The organism is Bacillus alveayuensis (genome assembly GCA_030812955.1).
GTDB lineage: Bacteria > Bacillota > Bacilli > Bacillales > Aeribacillaceae > Bacillus_CB > Bacillus_CB alveayuensis.
Genome location: JAUSTR010000002.1, coordinates 1 through 20274, shown reverse-complemented (window position 1 = coordinate 20274; position 20274 = coordinate 1). Strand labels below are relative to the sequence as shown.

21 protein-coding genes are annotated in these 20274 nt (G+C 33.7%); 4 read left to right on the top strand and 17 right to left on the bottom strand.

Annotated elements, in window-relative coordinates:
• Positions 1-155 precede the first annotated feature (155 nt).
• The 12 genes from J2S06_RS04865 to galU form a co-directional block, all read right to left on the bottom strand.
• Complete coding sequence (locus J2S06_RS04865; RefSeq protein ID WP_419151480.1) at positions 156-3266, bottom strand: SH3 domain-containing protein; 3111 nt, start codon at positions 3264-3266, stop codon at positions 156-158.
• 212 nt (positions 3267-3478) lie between these two features.
• Positions 3479-4705 carry an ArnT family glycosyltransferase gene (locus J2S06_RS04860; RefSeq protein ID WP_419151479.1) on the bottom strand — a complete coding sequence of 409 codons (1227 nt, stop codon included), beginning with the start codon at positions 4703-4705 and terminating at the stop codon, positions 3479-3481.
• A gap of 17 nt (positions 4706-4722) precedes the next feature.
• The gene (locus J2S06_RS04855; protein WP_419151478.1) at positions 4723-5097 is read right to left on the bottom strand and encodes an EamA family transporter; all 375 of its coding nucleotides are present in this window, start codon (positions 5095-5097) and stop codon (positions 4723-4725) included.
• Positions 5094-5456 (bottom strand): DUF2304 domain-containing protein, encoded by a 363-nt coding sequence (locus J2S06_RS04850; protein ID WP_419151477.1) that lies wholly within the window; start codon positions 5454-5456, stop codon positions 5094-5096. The genes J2S06_RS04855 and J2S06_RS04850 overlap by 4 nt, the downstream gene beginning before the upstream one ends.
• Before the next feature lie 9 nt (positions 5457-5465).
• Entirely contained in the window at positions 5466-6155 is a 690-nt protein-coding gene (locus J2S06_RS04845) for a glycosyltransferase family 2 protein (protein ID WP_419151633.1), read from the bottom strand.
• 29 nt (positions 6156-6184) lie between these two features.
• Positions 6185-6475: a hypothetical protein gene (locus tag J2S06_RS04840; protein ID WP_419151476.1), complete on the bottom strand. Its 291-nt coding sequence runs from the start codon at positions 6473-6475 to the stop codon at positions 6185-6187.
• A 68-nt stretch (positions 6476-6543) separates the two neighbouring features.
• The gene (locus J2S06_RS04835; RefSeq protein WP_419151475.1) at positions 6544-7929 is read right to left on the bottom strand and encodes an O-antigen ligase family protein; all 1386 of its coding nucleotides are present in this window, start codon (positions 7927-7929) and stop codon (positions 6544-6546) included.
• A gap of 151 nt (positions 7930-8080) precedes the next feature.
• Positions 8081-8788 (bottom strand): WecB/TagA/CpsF family glycosyltransferase, encoded by a 708-nt coding sequence (locus J2S06_RS04830; protein WP_044895679.1) that lies wholly within the window; start codon positions 8786-8788, stop codon positions 8081-8083.
• Positions 8789-8796: 8 nt separating this feature from the next.
• Positions 8797-10080, bottom strand: coding sequence for a nucleotide sugar dehydrogenase (locus tag J2S06_RS04825; protein WP_419151474.1), 1284 nt, complete (start codon positions 10078-10080; stop codon positions 8797-8799).
• A gap of 246 nt (positions 10081-10326) precedes the next feature.
• Entirely contained in the window at positions 10327-11451 is a 1125-nt protein-coding gene (gene wecB / locus J2S06_RS04820; protein ID WP_044895684.1) for a non-hydrolyzing UDP-N-acetylglucosamine 2-epimerase, read from the bottom strand.
• A gap of 138 nt (positions 11452-11589) precedes the next feature.
• Complete coding sequence (locus J2S06_RS04815) at positions 11590-12885, bottom strand: UDP-glucose dehydrogenase family protein (protein ID WP_044895681.1); 1296 nt, start codon at positions 12883-12885, stop codon at positions 11590-11592.
• Between the two features lie 11 nt (positions 12886-12896).
• A complete protein-coding gene (galU, locus tag J2S06_RS04810) occupies positions 12897-13790 on the bottom strand; it encodes a UTP--glucose-1-phosphate uridylyltransferase GalU (protein WP_044895682.1) in 894 nt (297 codons plus the stop codon).
• Between the two features lie 201 nt (positions 13791-13991).
• Between galU and tagU the strand changes: the two genes are divergently transcribed.
• A complete protein-coding gene (tagU, locus tag J2S06_RS04805) occupies positions 13992-14945 on the top strand; it encodes a polyisoprenyl-teichoic acid--peptidoglycan teichoic acid transferase TagU (RefSeq protein WP_044895683.1) in 954 nt (317 codons plus the stop codon).
• Between the two features lie 297 nt (positions 14946-15242).
• Here the strand turns inward: tagU and J2S06_RS04800 are convergent, their stop codons facing one another.
• The 3 genes from J2S06_RS04800 to J2S06_RS04790 form a co-directional block, all read right to left on the bottom strand.
• A complete protein-coding gene (locus tag J2S06_RS04800) occupies positions 15243-16019 on the bottom strand; it encodes an SGNH/GDSL hydrolase family protein (RefSeq protein WP_419151473.1) in 777 nt (258 codons plus the stop codon).
• 280 nt (positions 16020-16299) lie between these two features.
• Positions 16300-16833 carry a competence protein ComK gene (locus tag J2S06_RS04795; protein WP_052659406.1) on the bottom strand — a complete coding sequence of 178 codons (534 nt, stop codon included), beginning with the start codon at positions 16831-16833 and terminating at the stop codon, positions 16300-16302.
• A gap of 339 nt (positions 16834-17172) precedes the next feature.
• Positions 17173-17628 (bottom strand): hypothetical protein, encoded by a 456-nt coding sequence (locus J2S06_RS04790; protein ID WP_419151472.1) that lies wholly within the window; start codon positions 17626-17628, stop codon positions 17173-17175.
• A gap of 134 nt (positions 17629-17762) precedes the next feature.
• Between J2S06_RS04790 and J2S06_RS04785 the strand changes: the two genes are divergently transcribed.
• Positions 17763-18017, top strand: coding sequence for a hypothetical protein (locus J2S06_RS04785; protein WP_419151471.1), 255 nt, complete (start codon positions 17763-17765; stop codon positions 18015-18017).
• A 198-nt stretch (positions 18018-18215) separates the two neighbouring features.
• On the opposite strand, the gene J2S06_RS04780 is transcribed toward J2S06_RS04785, so the two are convergent.
• Positions 18216-18362 (bottom strand): hypothetical protein, encoded by a 147-nt coding sequence (locus J2S06_RS04780; RefSeq protein WP_160299087.1) that lies wholly within the window; start codon positions 18360-18362, stop codon positions 18216-18218.
• A gap of 519 nt (positions 18363-18881) precedes the next feature.
• A complete protein-coding gene (locus J2S06_RS04775; protein ID WP_419151470.1) occupies positions 18882-19325 on the bottom strand; it encodes a gamma-glutamyl-gamma-aminobutyrate hydrolase family protein in 444 nt (147 codons plus the stop codon).
• 54 nt (positions 19326-19379) lie between these two features.
• Here J2S06_RS04775 and J2S06_RS04770 point away from each other — a divergent pair, with 54 nt between their 5' ends.
• Together J2S06_RS04770 and J2S06_RS04765 are read left to right on the top strand one after the other, a co-directional pair.
• Entirely contained in the window at positions 19380-19631 is a 252-nt protein-coding gene (locus tag J2S06_RS04770) for a hypothetical protein (protein WP_419151469.1), read from the top strand.
• 19 nt (positions 19632-19650) lie between these two features.
• Positions 19651-19965, top strand: coding sequence for a DUF4387 domain-containing protein (locus J2S06_RS04765; protein WP_044893090.1), 315 nt, complete (start codon positions 19651-19653; stop codon positions 19963-19965).
• Positions 19966-20274: the final 309 nt, after the last annotated feature.

Genomic DNA, 20274 nt, shown 5'->3' with positions numbered 1-20274 from the left:
CCACCCTTCCATTAACTAATTACATCTTTATTATCGGATCATGTTTAATTAACTTTCATACTAGGATTATTTATTAAACTGATCGAAAAATTATCTATAAAATAGCAAGGTGCACCCTTTAAAGTGCACCTTAATCTATTAAAGCCTGTCAATTGTTATTTCCCTAATGACTTTAAATATTCAAATATTCCCTTAGCATGCTCAACAATTTTAACAGCCCAGGATTCATCTGTTGCATATTCATGCCAGCTATTATCATTTCTCATACTATCAAGTGTTGGTTGGCTATAATTATATGAAGAATTTGTATATTCTTCACGTTTAATATAGTTTTTCATGATCCAGTTAGCTCCCTCAACTATACCACCTTCTATAGAAGAATAATCATATCCATCATTAGGATTAGTATCCGTTACATTTATTCCATAGAAGTTATATTTTGAATTAACAATCCCCGATGTCCCCCAACCAGTTTCATGAATTGCATGTGATAAAAGATAGATTGGATTTAGCCCAGTTAAAGTATATGCTTTTAAGAAATACTCTCCTGTATTAACTAAAAGAGAATCCTTTCCATTTGTTTTCATCGCAATATAATTATTTAAATCACTTGCTGTTACATTTGCAGCTGTATTTAAAGGTGTAAATAAAGTAATTTCATTTACAACAGTATTCTCCTTATTAAACTCATATTTAATTAAATTATATCCTGTTTCTCTATATGGTGGCTCATTATGAATTGCAGTGCTTAGTGCTGCCCATATCCAACCTCGTTGTCCATTCTCTGTTTCGATATAAGCCCATGACTTATACGCCTGATTTTCATCATATTTATAATCAAGTACTTTAACCTTTGAATTCTTCGGGATAAATCCTATTACACTGCTATTTGTAGTATATGAAGATCTAAGATTCCTTCCATCTTTTACTAACCACCAATCTTCTGTTATTGAATCTTCAATATAATCCCTCTGAACCCAACCAATTTTTCCATCATTTAATTTTACTTTAGCTGCATACTTACTTTCCTCTAATATTTCTAATGTATCTCCATAATACAACTCTGCGTATCTTGTATAGTCTTTATTATAGATTGTTGAATGTAATTTATATTCTTCTAGTTCATCAAGTGAGCGGTATACTGGTAAGTAAAAGGAAGAGACGTATTTTTTTGTTTCTGCAAACATTTTTGTTACATATCCAATACGACCAGAAAAGTCAATTATAAACCAATTTCCAGCTTCACCAATTATCGGATAATTTACTCCTTTATCAATCATCCCAAAAGAAACTAATTTCCCAGAGGTATTATCATAAACTGATAAATTTGCCATAGCTGTAAATGTTTTTTTGGTATTTTTTAAGCCATCATTCAAATTCTTCAAACCGTTGCCGTTATCCGGTTCTGTTGCATTTTTCCATACGTATCCATAACCGTTTCCAAATTTGATTCGATGCCAGTTTCCGACAATTGAAACTATTGGATATACCTGACCTTTAGTAAGACTACCAACCTTCACTAATTGGCCAGAACTATTGTCATATACTGATACATTATTTTCTACTACTTTGAAATACCGATCTCCTGATGCAAATGTTAATCTCGCTGCTGGTGCATATACATAACCTATTCGGCCTGCATAATCTATTTTATACCAATTCCCGGCTACTCCAATGATTGGATATTCTCTGCCCTTTTCTATCGTTCCAAAAGGAACTAGCTGTCCAGACGAATTATCATAAACGGTTAGTGTGGAAAGAGTAATAATCGTTCTACCATTATTTCGCTCGCCTTTATTTAAATTACTTATATTGTAAATATTAGCTGGTTCCGTTGCTTCCTTCCATACATAACCATAACCGTTTCCAAATTTAATTTTATGCCAGTTTCCTACCACTGAAACAATTGGATATACCTGACCTTTAGTAAGACTACCAACCTTCACTAATTGGCCAGAACTATTGTCATATACTGATACATTATTTTCTACTACTTTGAAATACCGATCTCCTGATGCAAACGTTAATCTCGCTGCTGGTGCATATACATAACCTATTCGGCCTGCATAATCTATTTTATACCAATTCCCGGCTACTCCAATGATTGGATACTCTCTGCCCTTTTCAATCGTTCCAAAAGGAACTAGCTGTCCAGACGAATTATCATAAACGGTTAGTGTGGAAAGAGTAATAATTATTCTACCACTATTTCGCTCGCCTTTATTTAAATTACTTATATTGTAAATATCAGCTGGTTCCGTTGCTTCCTTCCATACATAACCATAACCGTTTCCAAATTTAATTTTATGCCAGTTTCCTACCACTGAAACAATTGGATATATCTGATTTTTTACTAGTTCACCAACTTTTATTAACTTTCCTGAACTATTATCATACACACTTACATTACTATTTTTGACTTTAAAATATTCTCCAAATTGGACAGAAATTGATTGAACTGTAAAAGTTCCAGATTGTGATGTTGTCATTTCATTATAGCTATTGGATTCTAAATCTTCTTTATTATTTTGTTCTACTTTTTGCGTATCCTCTGCCTGAATGATCTTATCAACATCACCGTTATCCTGATTTGTTACAGTTTCATTATCGGGTTGTTGTTCATATGTAGTTTCATTTTCAAAAGGAGCTTGGTGTTTTTGATTAAGTTCATTAATATTTTCTGTATTTTCAGTGTTATTATTTTCGTTTTCTTTATCTGTTTCATTTAAATCTGAATTTTCGTTAACTTCTTCATTTTTTACATAGTTCACATCTTTTTTAGGTATATAAAAAAATTGATAGCCTACTTTTACTTTTAAGAAATTATCTCCTTCAGCAAAAACAGGAAGATTTTTGAACCTTAATAGTTTCCCTTGTTCTTCTAGCAAAGATTCATCTGCATATAAGTTAGTCTCTTTTAAATGAGTAACTATTCCAATCTCTTTCTCGTTTTCTTTTTCTAGATCTGATAAATATATTGTTTCTAATAACTGAAGTTTTTCAGGGTTTTCTATTTCTATTTCATTATCACCAATTCTTAAAAATATATGATTTTCTACTTCTCTAACATAGAAAATAGAATTTTCATTAAATGTTAAACTATAATCTTCATTTTCTACCGATAATTCTTCTAATAGTAAAACTTTTTGTATTGAATCGTCAGTTTCTGTTGATTCAGCAAATACAAAATTTGTCAGTATTAAAGATAATAATAAGCTGAAACATGTAACAAAAGTAAATATTTTACTTAATCTAATTAAATACATTCATTGTCTAACCTCCATTATTGATATTGTAATAAATGGAATACATTAGTAGTATATCAAATTTTATCGAATTTTGTTACATTCATTTGCTACATTAAATCCATTTAGGCTAAAATTACTAGACAACCAAAAACTATATTTATTATAAAAAATTTGTGTTTAAATACTCAGTATATTGAATGTATTAGCTTATCGTGCTTATTCCGCATATATTAAAGAATAGCTCTTTTTTTAAAGAAATCAATGATGAAAATTATAAATTTATATGTTGCGTAACCACTTAAAATGCATAAAACAGGAATAATATAAAATCCGTATCTTGGAAGTGGTAAAAAGACATTTGAAATTCCTACATAACCTAATAATATCAAGAAAACCCCTAATACTTCTTTATTTTTTCTAAAGATAATGCCACATAAAAACCCAACAATTACAACATAAAAATGTTGTAAAATATAAAAACCTTTAATTAAAGTAGGAAAAACTCCCCAATAATTTAATAATGAAGCCGGTTCTTTAAACATATAAATGGTCTTCCCTAAAGTAAACCAACTAAACCATAAATTGAAATTCTCTTTAAAGCCTTCTTTTATTCGTAATATTGCATATTCCTCTTGAGTAAGACCAAGTTCTTCAGCCTTTTTAAGATATGTTTCAAAATCATCTAAATAAAAAGGATTAGTTCCAGCTAACAACGGATTCCCTGAATGTGAAGAAAAAATATAAGGTTTTCCAAATTGAATATAATTTCTTATAACCCATGGTAAAATAATGAAAATCGGACCTATACACCATAATAAACCAATATTAATCGCAGTTTTCCATCTATGTTTAATAAGTATAAACAGCCAAGCTAATAATAATAATGGTGCAGGGGTTGGTCTAAACATTAATGTTATAGAAGCAACAAAACCAAAAAGTATATGATGCCATACTTTTTTATTTTCAAAAGATAAGGCATATACAAATATACTAAGTGTAAACATAAATGTAGCAGGGAGCTCGGTCAATAATGATCTAAAAAAATGTAACGGACTTAAATATGTAGAAAATAGTAATGCACTAATTAAGGCAACAACTTCATTTTTAAAAATTTTTTTCGAAGCTAAATATATTAATAAAATAATTGATAAACTCAAAAACATATTAATAACTTTTACAAGTTCTATTTCATTCATGTGGAAAAACTTAGCTATTAAAAAAATTGCGGTCAAATACAACGGGTGACCTGGAGTAACATATGCATTAGATGTATCTGAATTGTAGCCATAAATTCCCTCATTTATTAGTTGCCAAGCCATTTCATGGTATTTTTCTGCATCACGCGCATCAAATAAAGCAAAAAAGCCAGGATGTTCAATCAAAAAATACAAATGCATAAATAGTGAAAAAACTAAAATAACGGTTATTGGTAAGTTTTTTATTGACCATATTTTCAAAATAATCACCTCAATCGTTAATTGAGCTTTCCAGGAGAAAACCCAATTAATGAAACACCTAGCATAATAAATATACAACCTAAAATTGTATAAATAGTGATAGATTCATTAAAAATAAAATAAGCTCCTACCACCGCAAATATATACGCTAAACTTTGAATTGGATAAGCAACACTTAAAGGAACTCTTGATAAGATAAAAAGCCATAAAACCGTAGCAAACCCATACAAAAATAGGCCTCCAATAATGTATGGAGAAAGAAACATTTGGAAAATAGAGAATAAAGACTTAAAGGAAAATGAGCCTTTTTGTATTCCAAACTTCCATAAAAATTGACCACTGACAAGAATTAATGTATTCGCTAATATTAAAATAAAGTTTATTGCACTCATTGATCATTCTCCGTTTGGGTGTTTTTCTCTTTTAATTCTTTGCGCAAATATGCTACTTCGTGCACCAAATTTTTTATTTTTTCTTGTTGGTCGGATAATAATGTTGTCTGATATACTAATACACTTAAGATAAATATAAATGTTATTACATATACCATTGAAGGCATGTACTGAATTCCAACTATTGTTGATAATTTATTTAGTATAGGTAAGAACAGAGCGATGAGTAATCCGATAATGGAAATCGAAATCCAAAAGAATGCTTGTTGGTCCCTAAGTTTATTTTTACTTGTAAAAGCCATTACTTGAATTAAAAAGAAAATAGCAATGATTATTGATATAATTTGTACGATACTCATAGCTCCCTCCTAAAAAACCCTTCTTATCAAAGAAAAGAACGATACCTTTGTCATGTAATAAATAGATTTTATTGGTGTTATGGAAGAGTTCCCACCTTGTCTTGATTTCATTTCGACTTTAACTTCTTTTATTTTATATTTTTTCTTAGCTAAATCAACAACTACTTCAACTTCTGGATAATCTTGCGGATATCTTTTTGCAAATTCTTTAATAATTCTTTTATTAACAATTCTATAGCCTGATGTTGGATCAGTTACTTTAACACCTGTTAAAGCTTTAATCATTAAATAAAAATAATATATTCCGACTCTTCTAAAAAAGCTTCCTTTATAATTTGTTTTTTCAATAAATCTAGACCCAATTACCATATCATATTCTGAGTTTTTAATTGTATTAACTAAAATTTTCAAATCATCTGGATCATGTTGGCCATCAGCATCTAATTGAATCGCATAATCGTAGTTATTTCGCAACGCATATTTATAGCCAGCTTGCATAGCACCTCCAATTCCAAGGTTTATAGGTAGATCTAAATAATTAAAGTTGTTTTCCTCTAGAATATCTTTTGTACGATCAGAAGAACCATCATTAACAACAATATAATCATAATCCTTAAGCATTTTTACTTTATTAACTGTATTAAATATCGTATCTTGTTCATTATATGCAGGAATAATAATAAGTACTTTCTCGTTCAGAATAAATCCCTCCTAATTAATAAAATCGATCAGCGATGATAAAAGGTAACAATGAATAGTGATAATTTATAAAACACAAATAACATTAATAAGGAAATAGCGCCTAATATTATCATCATTTTAACTTTATCTGTTATTGATAGCTTACGTTTTACAATTTCATTGTACTTTTTACCACAATTTCCACATATCAAAGGAACTTGAGAAATATAACTATTTTCTCTATCTACTAAATTTTTGCTATTTATTTTTATTTCACTCCCACATTCGCAGATTCCTTTGGAAAAGAAAATACCCTTGACATTTTTAATTTCACTCAAAATATTTCCTCCCATTCTTTTAATTATATAAAGATGTATAAGGGAGCGATGTATGTTACTGAATAATATTAGCTATATTTATTCTCCAATATGTTGTATAAATAAGCAATCAAAACAACCAAATAAATACTAACTGCCGGTGCTGTTAGTACATGTCCTGCTGTATAAGCAATTCCCATTCCTAGCATGATTGCAGAACCAAATAATACAACTTCACTATTTAAATTTTGTCTTAGGTTTTTAAAAATAGAAAGAGCCACATAAAACGCCAAATATATAAACGGAGTGATATATAAGATAAATCCTAAAATACCGAGAGAAAAAAATATATCGTAAAAATCCATTTCTACTGTTTTTCCCTCATCTTTATAATTGCCGCCATAACCCATACCTAAAAGCTTTTGAGACAAAGGGGCTTCTGCAAAGTACTCTTTATGCTGTTCTAAAAAATGCTCCCTTCCACTTAATAAAACATTCTGTACAGCTTTTTCTTTTTCTTCTTTTTCTTTCATTTTTTGATTTTCAGATTCTGCATCTTTTTCGTCACTTTCTAGATTAATTTCTTCCTGATCCAATCCTACCCAAGATAAGTGAACATTCATGTTATATGCTACAGGTGTATATGGGGTCAACAGCAAAAACACGAATAATACTACAGAGCTCATTATTACATTTACATTATACTTTTTTGTTAAAACAGAATGATTTCTATATCTAAATTTCTCTATTAGAAAAATAAATAATGCTACAACTAAAACGATCAAAACAGATCCATACCCTACTTTTGTACCAATGACTAGTTGAGAGAAAATTAGCATACATACCGGCAACCAATTATATATTGTTTTCCATGATTTTGTGTTTTGAAATGCATAATAAACTACGACGGCAAAGGAGATTGCCATTATAGAACCGATTTCATTCCCAGCAAAAAACCAACCCTGATGGCCAAGTTTTTCACTCTCATAGCTCTGTATCCCCGTATTCGTTAAAGTTGCTATAATCATCACTACTGATACAACAATCATGGAAATAAAAATATTTCGCTGTACCAGCCTTTTAATATCCTTATGTTCTTTTAATCTATAAAAAACAACTAAATACCCAAACAACATGATAGGAACATAAGCAATTTTTGCGATATTCCTTAATTCAGAAAACAAACTTATAGGGTCTTTTACTAGTAAATTATTTATGAGCCCAATTAATAAAACCACCCCAAATAGTATGAAATATAAGAAAATATTTTTTCTGAATTTTTTTTGTGTAACAAATAAAATATAAACCAAAATAAGAATCATTACACTAAAGCGAATAATAATTCCAAATGTTAAATGAACATCCATTATATATATTGAAAATGATGTTAGCAAATCAATAAATGGTTGCAAAATTATAAAAAATATCAGAAATAATTCAAATTTTGACACCAATGTTTTTAGGGGGCTATTCACAATTCATCCTCCTGTTGCTCTGTCAGAGTTTAATCTTTACCATTCACCAAATAAATTAATAATCGTTTCATTTTCATGAGAAAAGCCTTTTTCCAACAAATATGAAAATGTCGGAAAAAAGGCAAGTTTTAAACAAGGGCTAACAATTAAATTATCTTTTTAATACCCGCAGTAAAAATTTAGGTAACTCCAATTGCCTTTTCCATCTCCACGGTTCTTTAATTAATCTGTAAAGCCATTCTAAGCCTAATTTTTGAACAGATTCGGGAGCTCTTTTAAGATTTCCGGAAATGACATCAAATGAACCACCAACGCCTTGGAAAATCATTGGATATAAAGTGTTCATATTTTCAAGTATCCAATATTCTTGACGTGGACTTCCTAAAGCGACAAAGATTATATCTGGTTTGGCTTCGTTAATTGTATGACGAATTATGTCGATATCTTTTTCATAGCCATGCAGTACACCAACAATGTTCAACCCTGGAAATTGTTTGATAAGCTCTTCTTTTGCTTTCTCAGCAATACCAGGCTTAGCACCATATAAAAATACCTTTTTATGGTGCTTTGCTGCTGCCTCGCAAATTTTTAACATTAAATCAATTCCTGTAACACGTGAGTGAATGTTTCCTCCCTTTAATCTAGATGCTAAAATCACGCCTATTCCATCAGGAATTTGGTATGTCGCCTTATTTAGCAATTCTTTTAATTGTTCATCCTCTTGAGCTTTCATAATTTTTTCTGGATTAATCGCTACAATAAAAGCTTTTCTCTTTTCATCAATGTCTTTTAATAAAGATGATATTAATTGTTCGTAATTTAGCGGCGATATTTGAACACCAAGAATATTCTCTTTCATTTTATCACCTATATTTTATGAAGGTTTTTGGAATCACCTAGAGTTACAACAGTAAATCCCGCCTTTTCCCAAGCAAAACGATTTATGCAATTCTTTGTATCTAAAATCATTTTCGAACGCATTCCTTCAATCTTTTCTGGAAGCATTTCCTTAAATTCATTGTGGTCAGTTAAAATTAAAATTAAATCTGCATGATTTACTGCTTCTTCTAAGTTTTGCGTTTGACGTTCCAACTTGTTTTCTTTAATATGTGGGTCATATGCTGTATAATCAATACCTAATTTTTCTAAGTGATGAATTACTTCAATTGAAGGACTTTCTCTCATATCATCAATATTGCCTTTAAATGCAAGGCCTAATATAGCAACACGTCCATGAGCAATTCTTTTTTCTGCAAACAATTGCTTAACTTTATTGGCTGTATAAGCTGGCATGCCGTCATTAATTGTTCTAGCAAGATGAATCATTTTCGCAACATCAGGCTGTAGTTCAACGAGGAACCATGGATCAACAGCAATACAATGACCACCTACTCCAGGCCCTGGCAAATGAATATTGACACGCGGATGGTAGTTTGCTAATTTAATCGCTTCCCATACATTTACACCAATATTTTCACTAATTTTAGCTAATTCATTTGCAAATGCAATATTTACGTCTCGATACGTATTTTCAATTACTTTTACCATTTCTGCTGTCGTAGCATCAGTAATATGAATAGTCCCTTTGACAAATACTTCATATAAATTTTTTGTCATTTCACTTGACTTTTCATTTATTCCTCCAACAATACGGTCATTGTTAACCAATTCTTCAAATACTCTTCCTGGAATGACACGTTCTGGAGAGTGTGAGACAAATAATTCCTCACCAATTTCTAAACCAGTTTCCTCTAAAATAGGAATCATCACATCTTCAACTGTTCTTGGCGGTACTGTAGACTCTAAAATAACTAAATTTCCATTTCGTAAATATGGAACTATCGATTTTGTCGCTTCCCTTACATAGTCAAGGTTAGCTTTCTTCTCTTCATTTATTGGAGACGGTACAGCAATGATAAAAACATCTGCTTGTTCTGGTTTTGTAGATACTGTAAAGTTTCCCTCATCGATCGCTTTATTGAGGCGCTCCTGCAAACCATTTTCTTCTATATGAAGTTGTTTATTATTAATCAATTTTACAGCATTTTCGTTTATATCTACCCCATGAACTTTCAATCCATGATTGGCAAACATAACTGCTGTCGGTAAACCAATATATCCTAATCCTATAACACAAACTTTTTTATCCATAACAAAAAAATCTCCTTTATTCTTGCCTAAATTTCAAACTTAATTGCTATTATATCGAAAAATTTTAAATGAAGATAGACTTGTAAAATGATTATAAACAAATAAAAAAGCAACCAGTCTTTTTATATGATAAATTTCTTTATAAGTCAACAGACATTGTTGACAAAAACTGAAAATCCTTGACCAGTTGAAAATTTAAAATCCGATGAAGAATACCATCGGATTTTAAACAATAAAATCAAAATATTATATTTGAAAAGATTCAGGCTTTTTATTTATTAATCCAAAATGAAATAAAATGGCTTGTACAATCCTTGCAGAAGCCTTGCCATCCCCGTAAGGATTCGATGCTTGTGCCATTCTATTATATGAATCTTCATCAACAAGCAATTCTTTCGCCAATTGATAAATCGTTTCTTCATTTGTTCCAGCAAGCTTTAAAGTTCCTGCTTCAATTCCTTCAGGCCGTTCGGTTGTATCTCTTAAAACGAGAACTGGGACACCTAATGATGGCGCTTCTTCTTGAACACCTCCGGAATCAGTTAAAATAATGTAAGATCTTGAAGCAAAGTTATGGAAATCAAACACTCCTAACGGTTCAATTAAATGAATTCTTTCATCATTTCCTAAAATCTCATCTGCAATCTCGCGAACAGCAGGATTTAAATGAACCGGATAAACGACTTGTACATCAAGAAACTCATCTACTATTCGTTTAATAGCTCGAAACATATTTTGCATCGGCTCTCCTAAATTTTCGCGTCGATGAGCTGTGAGCAAAATCATTCTGTCGCTTCCGATTTTCTCTAATACTTCATGTGTGTAGTTTTGTTTGACAGTTGTTTGCAGTGCATCAATTGCCGTATTTCCAGTAATAAAAATAGATTCTTCTTTTTTATTTTCACTGATTAAATTTTCATAAGCTTTTTTTGTAGGAGCAAAGTGTAAATCTGCCAATACACCAGTAAACTGACGATTCATTTCTTCTGGAAATGGAGAATACTTGTTCCATGTACGTAATCCCGCTTCAACATGACCTATTGAAATATGATTATAAAACGCTGCTAAACTTGCCACAAAAGTAGTCGTTGTATCACCGTGAACGAGAACAATATCTGGTTTGACACTTTTCATGACATCATCTAAACCTTGTAATGCTCTTGTCGTAATATCAACCAATGTTTGTCGTTCTTTCATAATATTTAGGTCATAATCAGGTCTAATCCCAAAAATTTCTAAAACTTGATCAAGCATTTGCCGATGTTGTGCTGTTACGGTCACAATGGATTCAATTTTATCAGGATATTTTTCCAATTCCTTTACAAGAGGAGCCATTTTAATCGCTTCAGGTCTTGTTCCAAAGATTGTCATGACCTTAATTTTTGCCAAATTGATCACCTGCAATATGAAAAGTTTCGCAAACTATGATTTATTTTACTATATAAAAAATTTAAAGACCATAAGTGTTTATAAATAAAAGCCTGCCAACAGAAGCAAGCTAAATATTTTTTAATTCCTGCCTATCGAATAATATTTAAGTCGATATTTTTTTATTTCCTCTAAAGAATAACAATTCCTCCCATCAAACACATAGGGAGTCTTCATAAGCTCAACATATTTTCGGAGAGGAAATTGTTTAATTTCTTCCCATTCTGTTGCGATCAAAGCGATGTCGGCATTTTGAACGGCTTCCTCAATGGAGTGAGCATATTGAATGGAATCTCCTAATACGGACTTGGCGTTGTCGATTGCAATCGGGTCATAGCCTACAACAGCTGCTCCTTCTTTTACTAATTCCTTCGCCATGACAATCGAAGCCGCTTCACGAACATCATCTGTGTTCGGTTTGAACGAAAGGCCAAGAATGGCACATTTTTTGCCGTTTAAAGAGCCAAAGATCTGCTTTGCTTTTTTGACAAGCTTTACTTGCTGTTTATTGTTCACTTTAATGACCGCTTCTAAAAGCTCAAATTGATGTTGGACATTACCGGCTATTTGGACAAGAGCTTTCGTATCCTTTGGGAAGCAGGAGCCTCCATAGCCGATGCCTGCTTTTAAAAAGTGAGGACCAATTCGCTGATCAAGTCCTATCCCATAGGCAACATCTTCAATATTGGCCCCGACCTTTTCACAAATATTCGCGATTTCATTAATAAAGCTAATTTTTGTGGCTAAAAAGGCATTTGCGGCATATTTGATCATTTCTGCACTACGAATGCTTGTTTGGACAATTGGAATGTGAAATGGTTCGTACAGGCGGGCAACTTGAGCACTTGCTTCTCGTGAATTTGCACCAATGACAATGCGATCGCCATGAAACGTGTCATGAATAGCCGAACCTTCCCTTAAAAACTCTGGATTGGACACCACTTCAATTGGATATTGTCGTACATTCCACTCTGTTATCCATTCTTGTATTTGATCATTCGTGCCAACAGGTACCGTACTTTTCGTGACGAGGATGAGAGGTCCGTTTATGTTTTCAACGATGTCCTTCACGACCTTTTGAATGTAAGATAAATTCGCTGATCCATCTTCATTTTCTGGAGTGCCGACCGCCACAATGATGATTTCTTTGTTTCGATAAGCTTCTTTCGCATCGGTGGTAAAAAATAAGCGACCACTCTGAATATTTTGTTGAATGAATGGATCTAACCCAGGCTCGTATATCGGTGATATTCCTTTTTTTAACATATTTATTTTATATTCATCTATATCCATACAAGTCACATCATGGCCGACCTCAGCTAAACAAACACCTGTTACAAGACCAACATACCCGGTGCCAGCAACCGCTACCTTCACGTTATTCCACCTCAGTCAAATATTTTTGTCCGCTTTTTGCTCAAAATATCTTGTAAATATTGATAAAGCTCATCTTTTAGTTCTCTTCTCTGTAATCCAAAATCAATGGTTGCTTTAATAAACCCAAGCTTATCTCCAACATCATAGCGTTTTCCTTTAAAATGATAGGCGATGACTTGCTGAGTTTTTAATAATTCTTTTAGCGCATCTGTTAATTGAATTTCTCCACCTGCTCCAGGCTTAAGGTTAGCTAAAATATCAAAAATCTCCGGCATTAAAATATATCTTCCCATAATCGCACTTGTCGATGGCGCTTCTTCAACAGATGGCTTCTCTACTAAATTAGCAATTTGATAAACATTTTGTTCAAGAGCAGGCAAATGCTGATCAACGATTCCATATTTTGAAACGTCCTCTTTATTGACCTCCTGCACACCAATGACAGACGCCCCATATTTCTCAAACACATTCATTAATTGTTTTAAGGAAGGAACCTCTGCTTGAACGATATCGTCCCCTAACATGACAGCAAATGGTTCATTCCCGATAAATGTTCGGGCACAATGAATGGCATGTCCCAGCCCTTTCGGCTCTTTTTGGCGAATATAATGGATATTCGCTAAATTAGAAATTCGTTGAACTTTGTCTAGAAGCTCCCACTTCTCTTTTCTCGCTAATGTCTCTTCAAGCTCATACGATTTATCGAAATGGTCTTCAATCGCCCGCTTTCCTCTTCCCGTTACAATCATAATATCTTCAATTCCAGATCGAACCGCTTCTTCTACAATATATTGAATCGTAGGTTTATCAACAATTGGCAGCATTTCTTTTGGCTGAGCTTTTGTTGCCGGTAAAAACCTCGTACCTAATCCAGCTGCAGGGATAATCGCCTTTTTTATTTGCATGTTATTCCTCCAATTTCAAATAAAATTCTTCTTTATTATCAATTTTATTGTAAAAATACTAGAAGTTAATAAAAAATATGTAAAGAATATCTAAAGAATGATAACGGACCCAACAAAAATTTACAATTTTTTTATTGCCGAATGATTGGACAAAAAATATAATGAAATTTAGGATATGATTTTTAAATGAGGATGGGTCGAATGAGAACAGAAAGACAAAAGAAAAAACGCAAAAAAATACTATGGATTACCCTTTCCGTATTAGCTTTTCTTATTATTGGTACAGGAAGCTACGCCTATTACATATGGCAAAAAGCAGCATCAACGATTGCTAATATTCAAGAAGATATCGGTCGCGATAAATCGGAAAAACGCCAAGAGAAAGTAAATTTTAGCAAAAAGGACCCCATTTCTATATTGTTAATGGGTGTTGATGAACGAAAAGGAGACCGCGGTCGATCGGATTCATTAATTTTCATGACGGTAAATCCGAATAAAAAATCGATGGAAATGGTAAGCATTCCGCGTGATACGAGAACCGAAATTGTCGGAAAAGGTATTCAAGATAAAATTAACCACGCCTACGCGTTTGGCGGCACAGAAATGGCGATTAAGACGGTGGAACACTTTTTGGATGTTCCGGTTGACTACTTTGTGAAAGTCAATATGGAAAGCTTTAAAGATATTGTCGATGCTGTTGGTGGAGTGACGGTGGAAAATAACTACGCCTTTTCCTATGAAGGCTATACGTTTAAGGAAGGAAAAATTCATTTAAATGGTGATGAGGCGCTTGCTTTTACCCGAATGCGAAAGCAAGATCCTCGAGGGGATTTCGGGCGCCAAGAACGACAACGCCAGGTGATCCAAGCAGTTATCGAAAAAGGGGCGAGCATTTCATCCATTACAAAGTTTGGGGAAATGTTCAAGGTTGTGGAAGACAATGTCAAAACGAACTTAACATTTGATGAAATGTGGGACATTCAAGAAAATTATAAAGATGCTCGCCAAACATTAATACAACATCAAATCAAAGGATCTGGTACAAAAATTGATGGAATTTACTATTTGATCGTACCAGAGGAAGAACGCCTTGCTTTATCTCAAGAATTAAAAGAGCATTTAGAGCTCACTCCGAATACTGCCAGCAACGAGTAAAGTCAAATATTAACGGGATGAGAAAATCAATCTCATCCCGAATTTTTGCATGTTATAAACAAGCATTTATTGACATATAGGGTAATGTTTTTTCAGGCTCATTACGGCTTTTGATAAGGCTCTTTTCTAAAAGATTGTTGCTTTACAACCTTAGCTTTTCAACTGTCCAGGCAAGCGACACGCTTGCTATGTCACACTTTAGTGTGACGTGAACCGAACAAAAGGCGATGGTCGGACAAATGATTTGTCCGACCACGTGCTTTGTTCGGTTCATGGACAGTCGAAAAGCAACAAAGTTTACGAAAATAGCCCTTGATAAAAATAATTGATTAAATAGTCAGCCCAAACTTTATTTCCTTTCTCATTAGGTTTATTATTTTCATCCACTAAATAAGTTTTAAGCTCTTGATTATCTTGCTCAGGCCAAGCTGTCCAATGGTCAAGAAAAATATAATCGTTCTCTTCTGCATATTCCTTCAATCGCTCCACTTGACGCGGATAATTCACAGCATTATAAAGAGGGTGAGCGGGCTGTAGATAAATCGTCACTTCTGGGTTCGCCTTTTGAACTTCATTTAAAATAGACGTTATGTTTTGAATAGTGTTTTCAATCCCTACTCCGCCACCGTTGTCCTTTAATATAAACGGCTCAAACAAAAGGACATCTGGTTTTTCGGCCACAATCTTTTCATATAGATTCTCTGCGATGACATCTTTTGTCGTTTTCCCTTCATCTGAGTATATTGAAATATTAAAATAGTGGTTATAGTTCTTTTCCAAATTCTCTTTTAAACGATTTGGCCAAGCCTGTTCATCGGTAGAGGTTGCTTCCGAGCCATAAATGACAAAGTTCAAAGGCACATCAGTTTCCGCAGCCTTTTCGACCTTTTCTACTAATTCATCTGGAAGATGCCGTACAACGTCATATTGTTCACTCGCATCCTTTTTCTCCGCTTTTGTGATAGATTCTGAAGCATTTACATGTCTTTTAATCTTCCCGTTCCAATACAAATGGCCAAAGATGATCACAAATAATGTCATAATGCAGGTCACTACTGCCATCCATTTTTGCACGTTTTTCCCCCCATAAATGTACATGATTCAACAAAATTATATCGAATCATAGGAAATTATGTCCATTGATGGAGGAAATATAATATATTAACTTTAAAAGAGATGAGCCTGACAGCTTATCTTTAAATCAGCGAGTCAACGGCGGAAAAGAAAAGTGATCGTCATCCTCTAGCATATCGGGACTTTTGATGAAAACACGGCCTCTGAAACTATAACAATGAAACTATTTTTCTACCAAGCTTTGCAAAAATGAACAGATGAAGAGGCAAGCACGTCCTTATTAATCATCCTCCCATTCTCGTTCATCATCTCGATAAATCCCACGGTCTTCCGCTATTAACTCTGCAATTTGTTGTTCTCGATCCTGATATGTACCGACTAAATAAGTGGCCGTCTTCCATTTATCAAATAAAATCGGATATCTTTTTCTGACAAGAATTCTTTCGTTATTTTTCAGCACGACAATTGTACCTTTTTCGTGCTGCACCATCGTTCTGATCCCGCATTGGGAAAACCATTGACAATCAACGTTCTCCATCGATTTTGTCGGAAAAAAGCAGAGCTTAAAATGATCAGAGATGTAAACGGGAAGGAGGCGGTGTCTTGGAAGTACTTTTTTCGCTGAGTCGATTCTCCCTTTTAAAGTGGCGCCATGGAAATCACAATTCTCCATTAAAATTTGCTTCGGGGATTTCGCTACTTGGACTTTTTTATATTTTTCAATAACAGTAGTAAAAAGTTCTCCATACTCATTAAAATATGGCAAAAGTGCAAAGGTATCCCGATAAATGAAATATGTTGAATATGTTTTCAATCGAAATTCCTCCTTATTTTCCTTTTCTTACGCCTTCGCTTTTAAGAGATAGATACTTTTTTACTATTAACAGTAAGTGGACGATTGCTTCGAGTCTCATCAAAAGTGGAAGTTGCCGAAAGCAACAAAGTTTGTGAAAACAGCACTTTTTCTTATACCGCCTCCCTTTCATTATGATGTCTTTCCTTTAACTGGGGGTCTTAGAAGCTGTTCAGAGGAGAAGAATTCATTGGAGCAAAAACAACTATTGTCAAACCTATTATAGCGAAAGGAATTGGATGAATTGTTAAAAATATGTAAATTTTTAGTTATTTTTTCTTATATTTTATTGATAAAAAGCTACTGAAACTCCCATAAAATCGTCCATTTTTGTTTTTCTTTTACTACATAAACATTTTGCCAAATGGTAAATGTTCCAAATTTACTATGAAAGTCTATTTCAACGGGTACTACATAAACATTCGTGAAAGTAGGCCCTTCTTTCATCATTTTCCAAGAAGATAATTTTTTTGCTTCATGCACTTTATAAGAAAAAGTCGTTACACCAAAATGACTCATATAAATATGGGATCGCTCCGTCACATAACTATTCTTCGAAAACCGTTCTTTCATTTTTGAATGAAACAAATCCCACGAGCTCCCGAAATCCCCTTTTTGTTCATATCGATAAAACGTATTGACGACATCTTCCGGTTTCTTGCTTTTCATGCTGGAAATAAAAAAAAGAACGAATATGAATAGCACAACGACCATTATGATAACAATAAACGGCTGATGCTTTCTCCGTATTTTCAAGGCGGAACACACCTTTCCCTATCGATAGTTCATTTTATGGAAAATTGAAGACAAATATTATGAAAAATCTTGAACATAATACAACCTTTCGCCAACATAAAATGAATGGAACTAATTAATGGGAGGTTATAAAAATGGAGTTTTTAGGACTTATCCTATCTGTTGTCATTGCCATTTATTTAGCATTGGATTCCCCGAAATATGGAAAAAACCCTTGGCTATGGGGGGTTCTCGGTTTCATTTTTAGCCTTTTAACATTAGGAATTTACCTTATTCAAACGAATCGAAAGGTAGCTGGATGGATTCTCCTTGTGATCGCCATACTTTATTGGCTATTCATTATATTTGTCGTCATTGGAATCGTCGCATTTTATTCTCTATATTCATAAGAAAAGCGAAAGCGCCCCGCTTAGCGACGTATGAACTGGACCGCTCCGCATGAGATAAAGGAAACACGAAGAGCGAAAGCGTCGATGTTGACTTATCGGAAGGAGGAGATGGAAATTCACTAGTCGCTGGGCGTCTTTCGCTAGACATCAATAACCTATTTGAAGCTGACTCCTTTTTATCTTTCGTTAATGAATATTTCAACTTGTACTTGCCGCTTGAGGTTTTAAATCCTTATTCGTTCTTGAAATCATGAGCTGATTTACCGTTTTTGCCGTTTTTGCCATCGCCGCGTTTTTCATGCAATTTCCGCAATTTTTACAGCCTGCCGAACTTAATTTACACATATTTCCTTACCCCTTTATACTTAAAATTTTTCAGACGGTCCATCCAATTTCTGCGCCACTCCTTCAAGGCCGTTGAAGTTTTAGCAGAGAATGCCGCCTAGAAAAACACCGTTCAGCGACTCCTGCACTTTGAAGCATTTAACTTTTTAAAAGTTAAACAGAAAGTGATGGCATCGCTGAACGTTTCGTCCCACTTTTATACAACAATGGAGCGAAAAGCCAATATTTCATACACCGAATGTTTGTTTATGCAACAAAAAAAGCCAGCTATATTATGTAAAATCATAATATAACTGGCTATTATTTATATTTTAGCTCTACACTAATAGAGTCCATATAAATAATACAGTTCAATATTCAGTTGAAAGCTCGATCGATTCACGTTTTAAATCGGGCAGCTGATTTAAAGGTGAACCTCGTTAATCAAATCATAATTCATATTTTTGCTTGTGTCAATATTTATTTTGAATTTTCTTAAAAAAGATTTTGTGCTGAAAATATACATGGAGGTGTGTTCCTTTATCTTCTCTCTTTTGTTGCTTCCCTAAACGCAATGAATAGCCTCCCCCACCGTTCATCATTTTTCACTAGCTGTTCAGGGTGAAACTGTGTCCCAACAATCCATTGATCACCTGCCCCTTCAATCCACTCGGGATAACCATCATCTGACCATGCGGATACAACTAGTCCTTCTCCAACCTGATCAATAACTTGACGATGAAATGAGTTTACATCAACGTTTTTTTGCTGCAGCCATTGAAAGGCACGGCAATCTTCTTCTAATTGTATGGTGTGAACAGCTTTTGTCCCAATGATTCCCTTCATTTCTTGGTGATGTCGTTCAGCATTGACTCCTTCTAAATTTTTCAATGATCCTCCGAATAGCTCGTTTATCATTTGCATACCACGACAGATACCAAAAGCAGGAAGCTTTGCCTCGATAACTTTTTGGAGGAAAACCATTTCAAAGCTATAACGCTCTTCTCCCGTTTCCCGTAATGAACTTAACCGTGCAGAGTGATTGTTGAAGGGATTGCTAAGGAAAAAGAAACTGCTGAAGCATTAACACTTTTTGCTTCTCGGCAAATTTTCTATGTCCGCCTTCCTGAAGTGAAAGGTACAACTGGTACGGCAGCATTTATTACTGATGACGTACTTTACGCAGGTCCTGCCTACACATGGACTATGAATCATGTAGTTCCAGTCTCTGATCCATTGGAATTATTTAAAGTTCAAATCGAAACGGTTGGCGAATCAGTAAAATCTTAAATGAAAAGGAGAACTAAACATGTCAGTTACCTTAAAAGCATTAGCCAAAACGATTCGTAGTAAAAATGCAGGGACAGATAAAATTACTTTTGATATCATATTCCGTGAAAAGGAACAATACGAGAAAGTAAAACAAAGTAAATGCTTAACAAAAGAAACGATCGCCAAGCTTTATGATATTGACGAAAGCCGTATTACCGACTTCGTTGAATACGATCCCGCCTATGCCATAAAATTTACGATTAAACGGAGCCGCCCAAGCGGCGACCCAGGTGAAGGAGATGTTTTCGGATCTCAACAATATGCTCCTTTACTTGATGTAGAAATTGACTAAACAGTATTTTAACAGCTTCAGCCTTGTACATTCAGAAGGAATCGCTTCTTTTTATTTACGAACTAATATGTACTTGGCTGGGGCTTTGTTTACGCTATTTTCTTCATTTCATTAACTTGTATTTCCGAATATATTGAGTCAAATCTCCCTCTTCTGTCGGCCATTTCCCTATTTCTATAAGTCACTATCATTGTGGACACGTTCTTTATAACAATAATGTAGATGAGCAAATTCCCTAACATATATTTACATCCAAACAAAAAAGGAGACAGGAATCCAACTCCTTGGTTAGATTAGATGCGCTACCAA

What these genes read in the sequence shown, in the direction of transcription:
- galU (WP_044895682.1), bottom strand. Translation starts at nt 13,790, where the DNA reads ATGCAAATAAAAAAGGCGATTATCCCTGCAGCTGGATTAGGTACGAGG.
- J2S06_RS04785 (WP_419151471.1), top strand. Translation starts at nt 17,763, where the DNA reads ATGGAGTTTTTAGGACTTATCCTATCTGTTGTCATTGCCATTTATTTA.
- J2S06_RS04825 (WP_419151474.1), bottom strand. Translation starts at nt 10,080, where the DNA reads ATGGATAAAAAAGTTTGTGTTATAGGATTAGGATATATTGGTTTACCG.
- wecB (WP_044895684.1), bottom strand. Translation starts at nt 11,451, where the DNA reads ATGACAATCTTTGGAACAAGACCTGAAGCGATTAAAATGGCTCCTCTT.
- J2S06_RS04775 (WP_419151470.1), bottom strand. Translation starts at nt 19,325, where the DNA reads ATGGTTTTCCTCCAAAAAGTTATCGAGGCAAAGCTTCCTGCTTTTGGT.
- J2S06_RS04865 (WP_419151480.1), bottom strand. Translation starts at nt 3,266, where the DNA reads ATGTATTTAATTAGATTAAGTAAAATATTTACTTTTGTTACATGTTTC.
- J2S06_RS04850 (WP_419151477.1), bottom strand. Translation starts at nt 5,456, where the DNA reads ATGAGTATCGTACAAATTATATCAATAATCATTGCTATTTTCTTTTTA.
- J2S06_RS04780 (WP_160299087.1), bottom strand. Translation starts at nt 18,362, where the DNA reads ATGTGTAAATTAAGTTCGGCAGGCTGTAAAAATTGCGGAAATTGCATG.
- J2S06_RS04830 (WP_044895679.1), bottom strand. Translation starts at nt 8,788, where the DNA reads ATGAAAGAGAATATTCTTGGTGTTCAAATATCGCCGCTAAATTACGAA.
- J2S06_RS04765 (WP_044893090.1), top strand. Translation starts at nt 19,651, where the DNA reads ATGTCAGTTACCTTAAAAGCATTAGCCAAAACGATTCGTAGTAAAAAT.
- J2S06_RS04855 (WP_419151478.1), bottom strand. Translation starts at nt 5,097, where the DNA reads ATGAGTGCAATAAACTTTATTTTAATATTAGCGAATACATTAATTCTT.
- tagU (WP_044895683.1), top strand. Translation starts at nt 13,992, where the DNA reads ATGAGAACAGAAAGACAAAAGAAAAAACGCAAAAAAATACTATGGATT.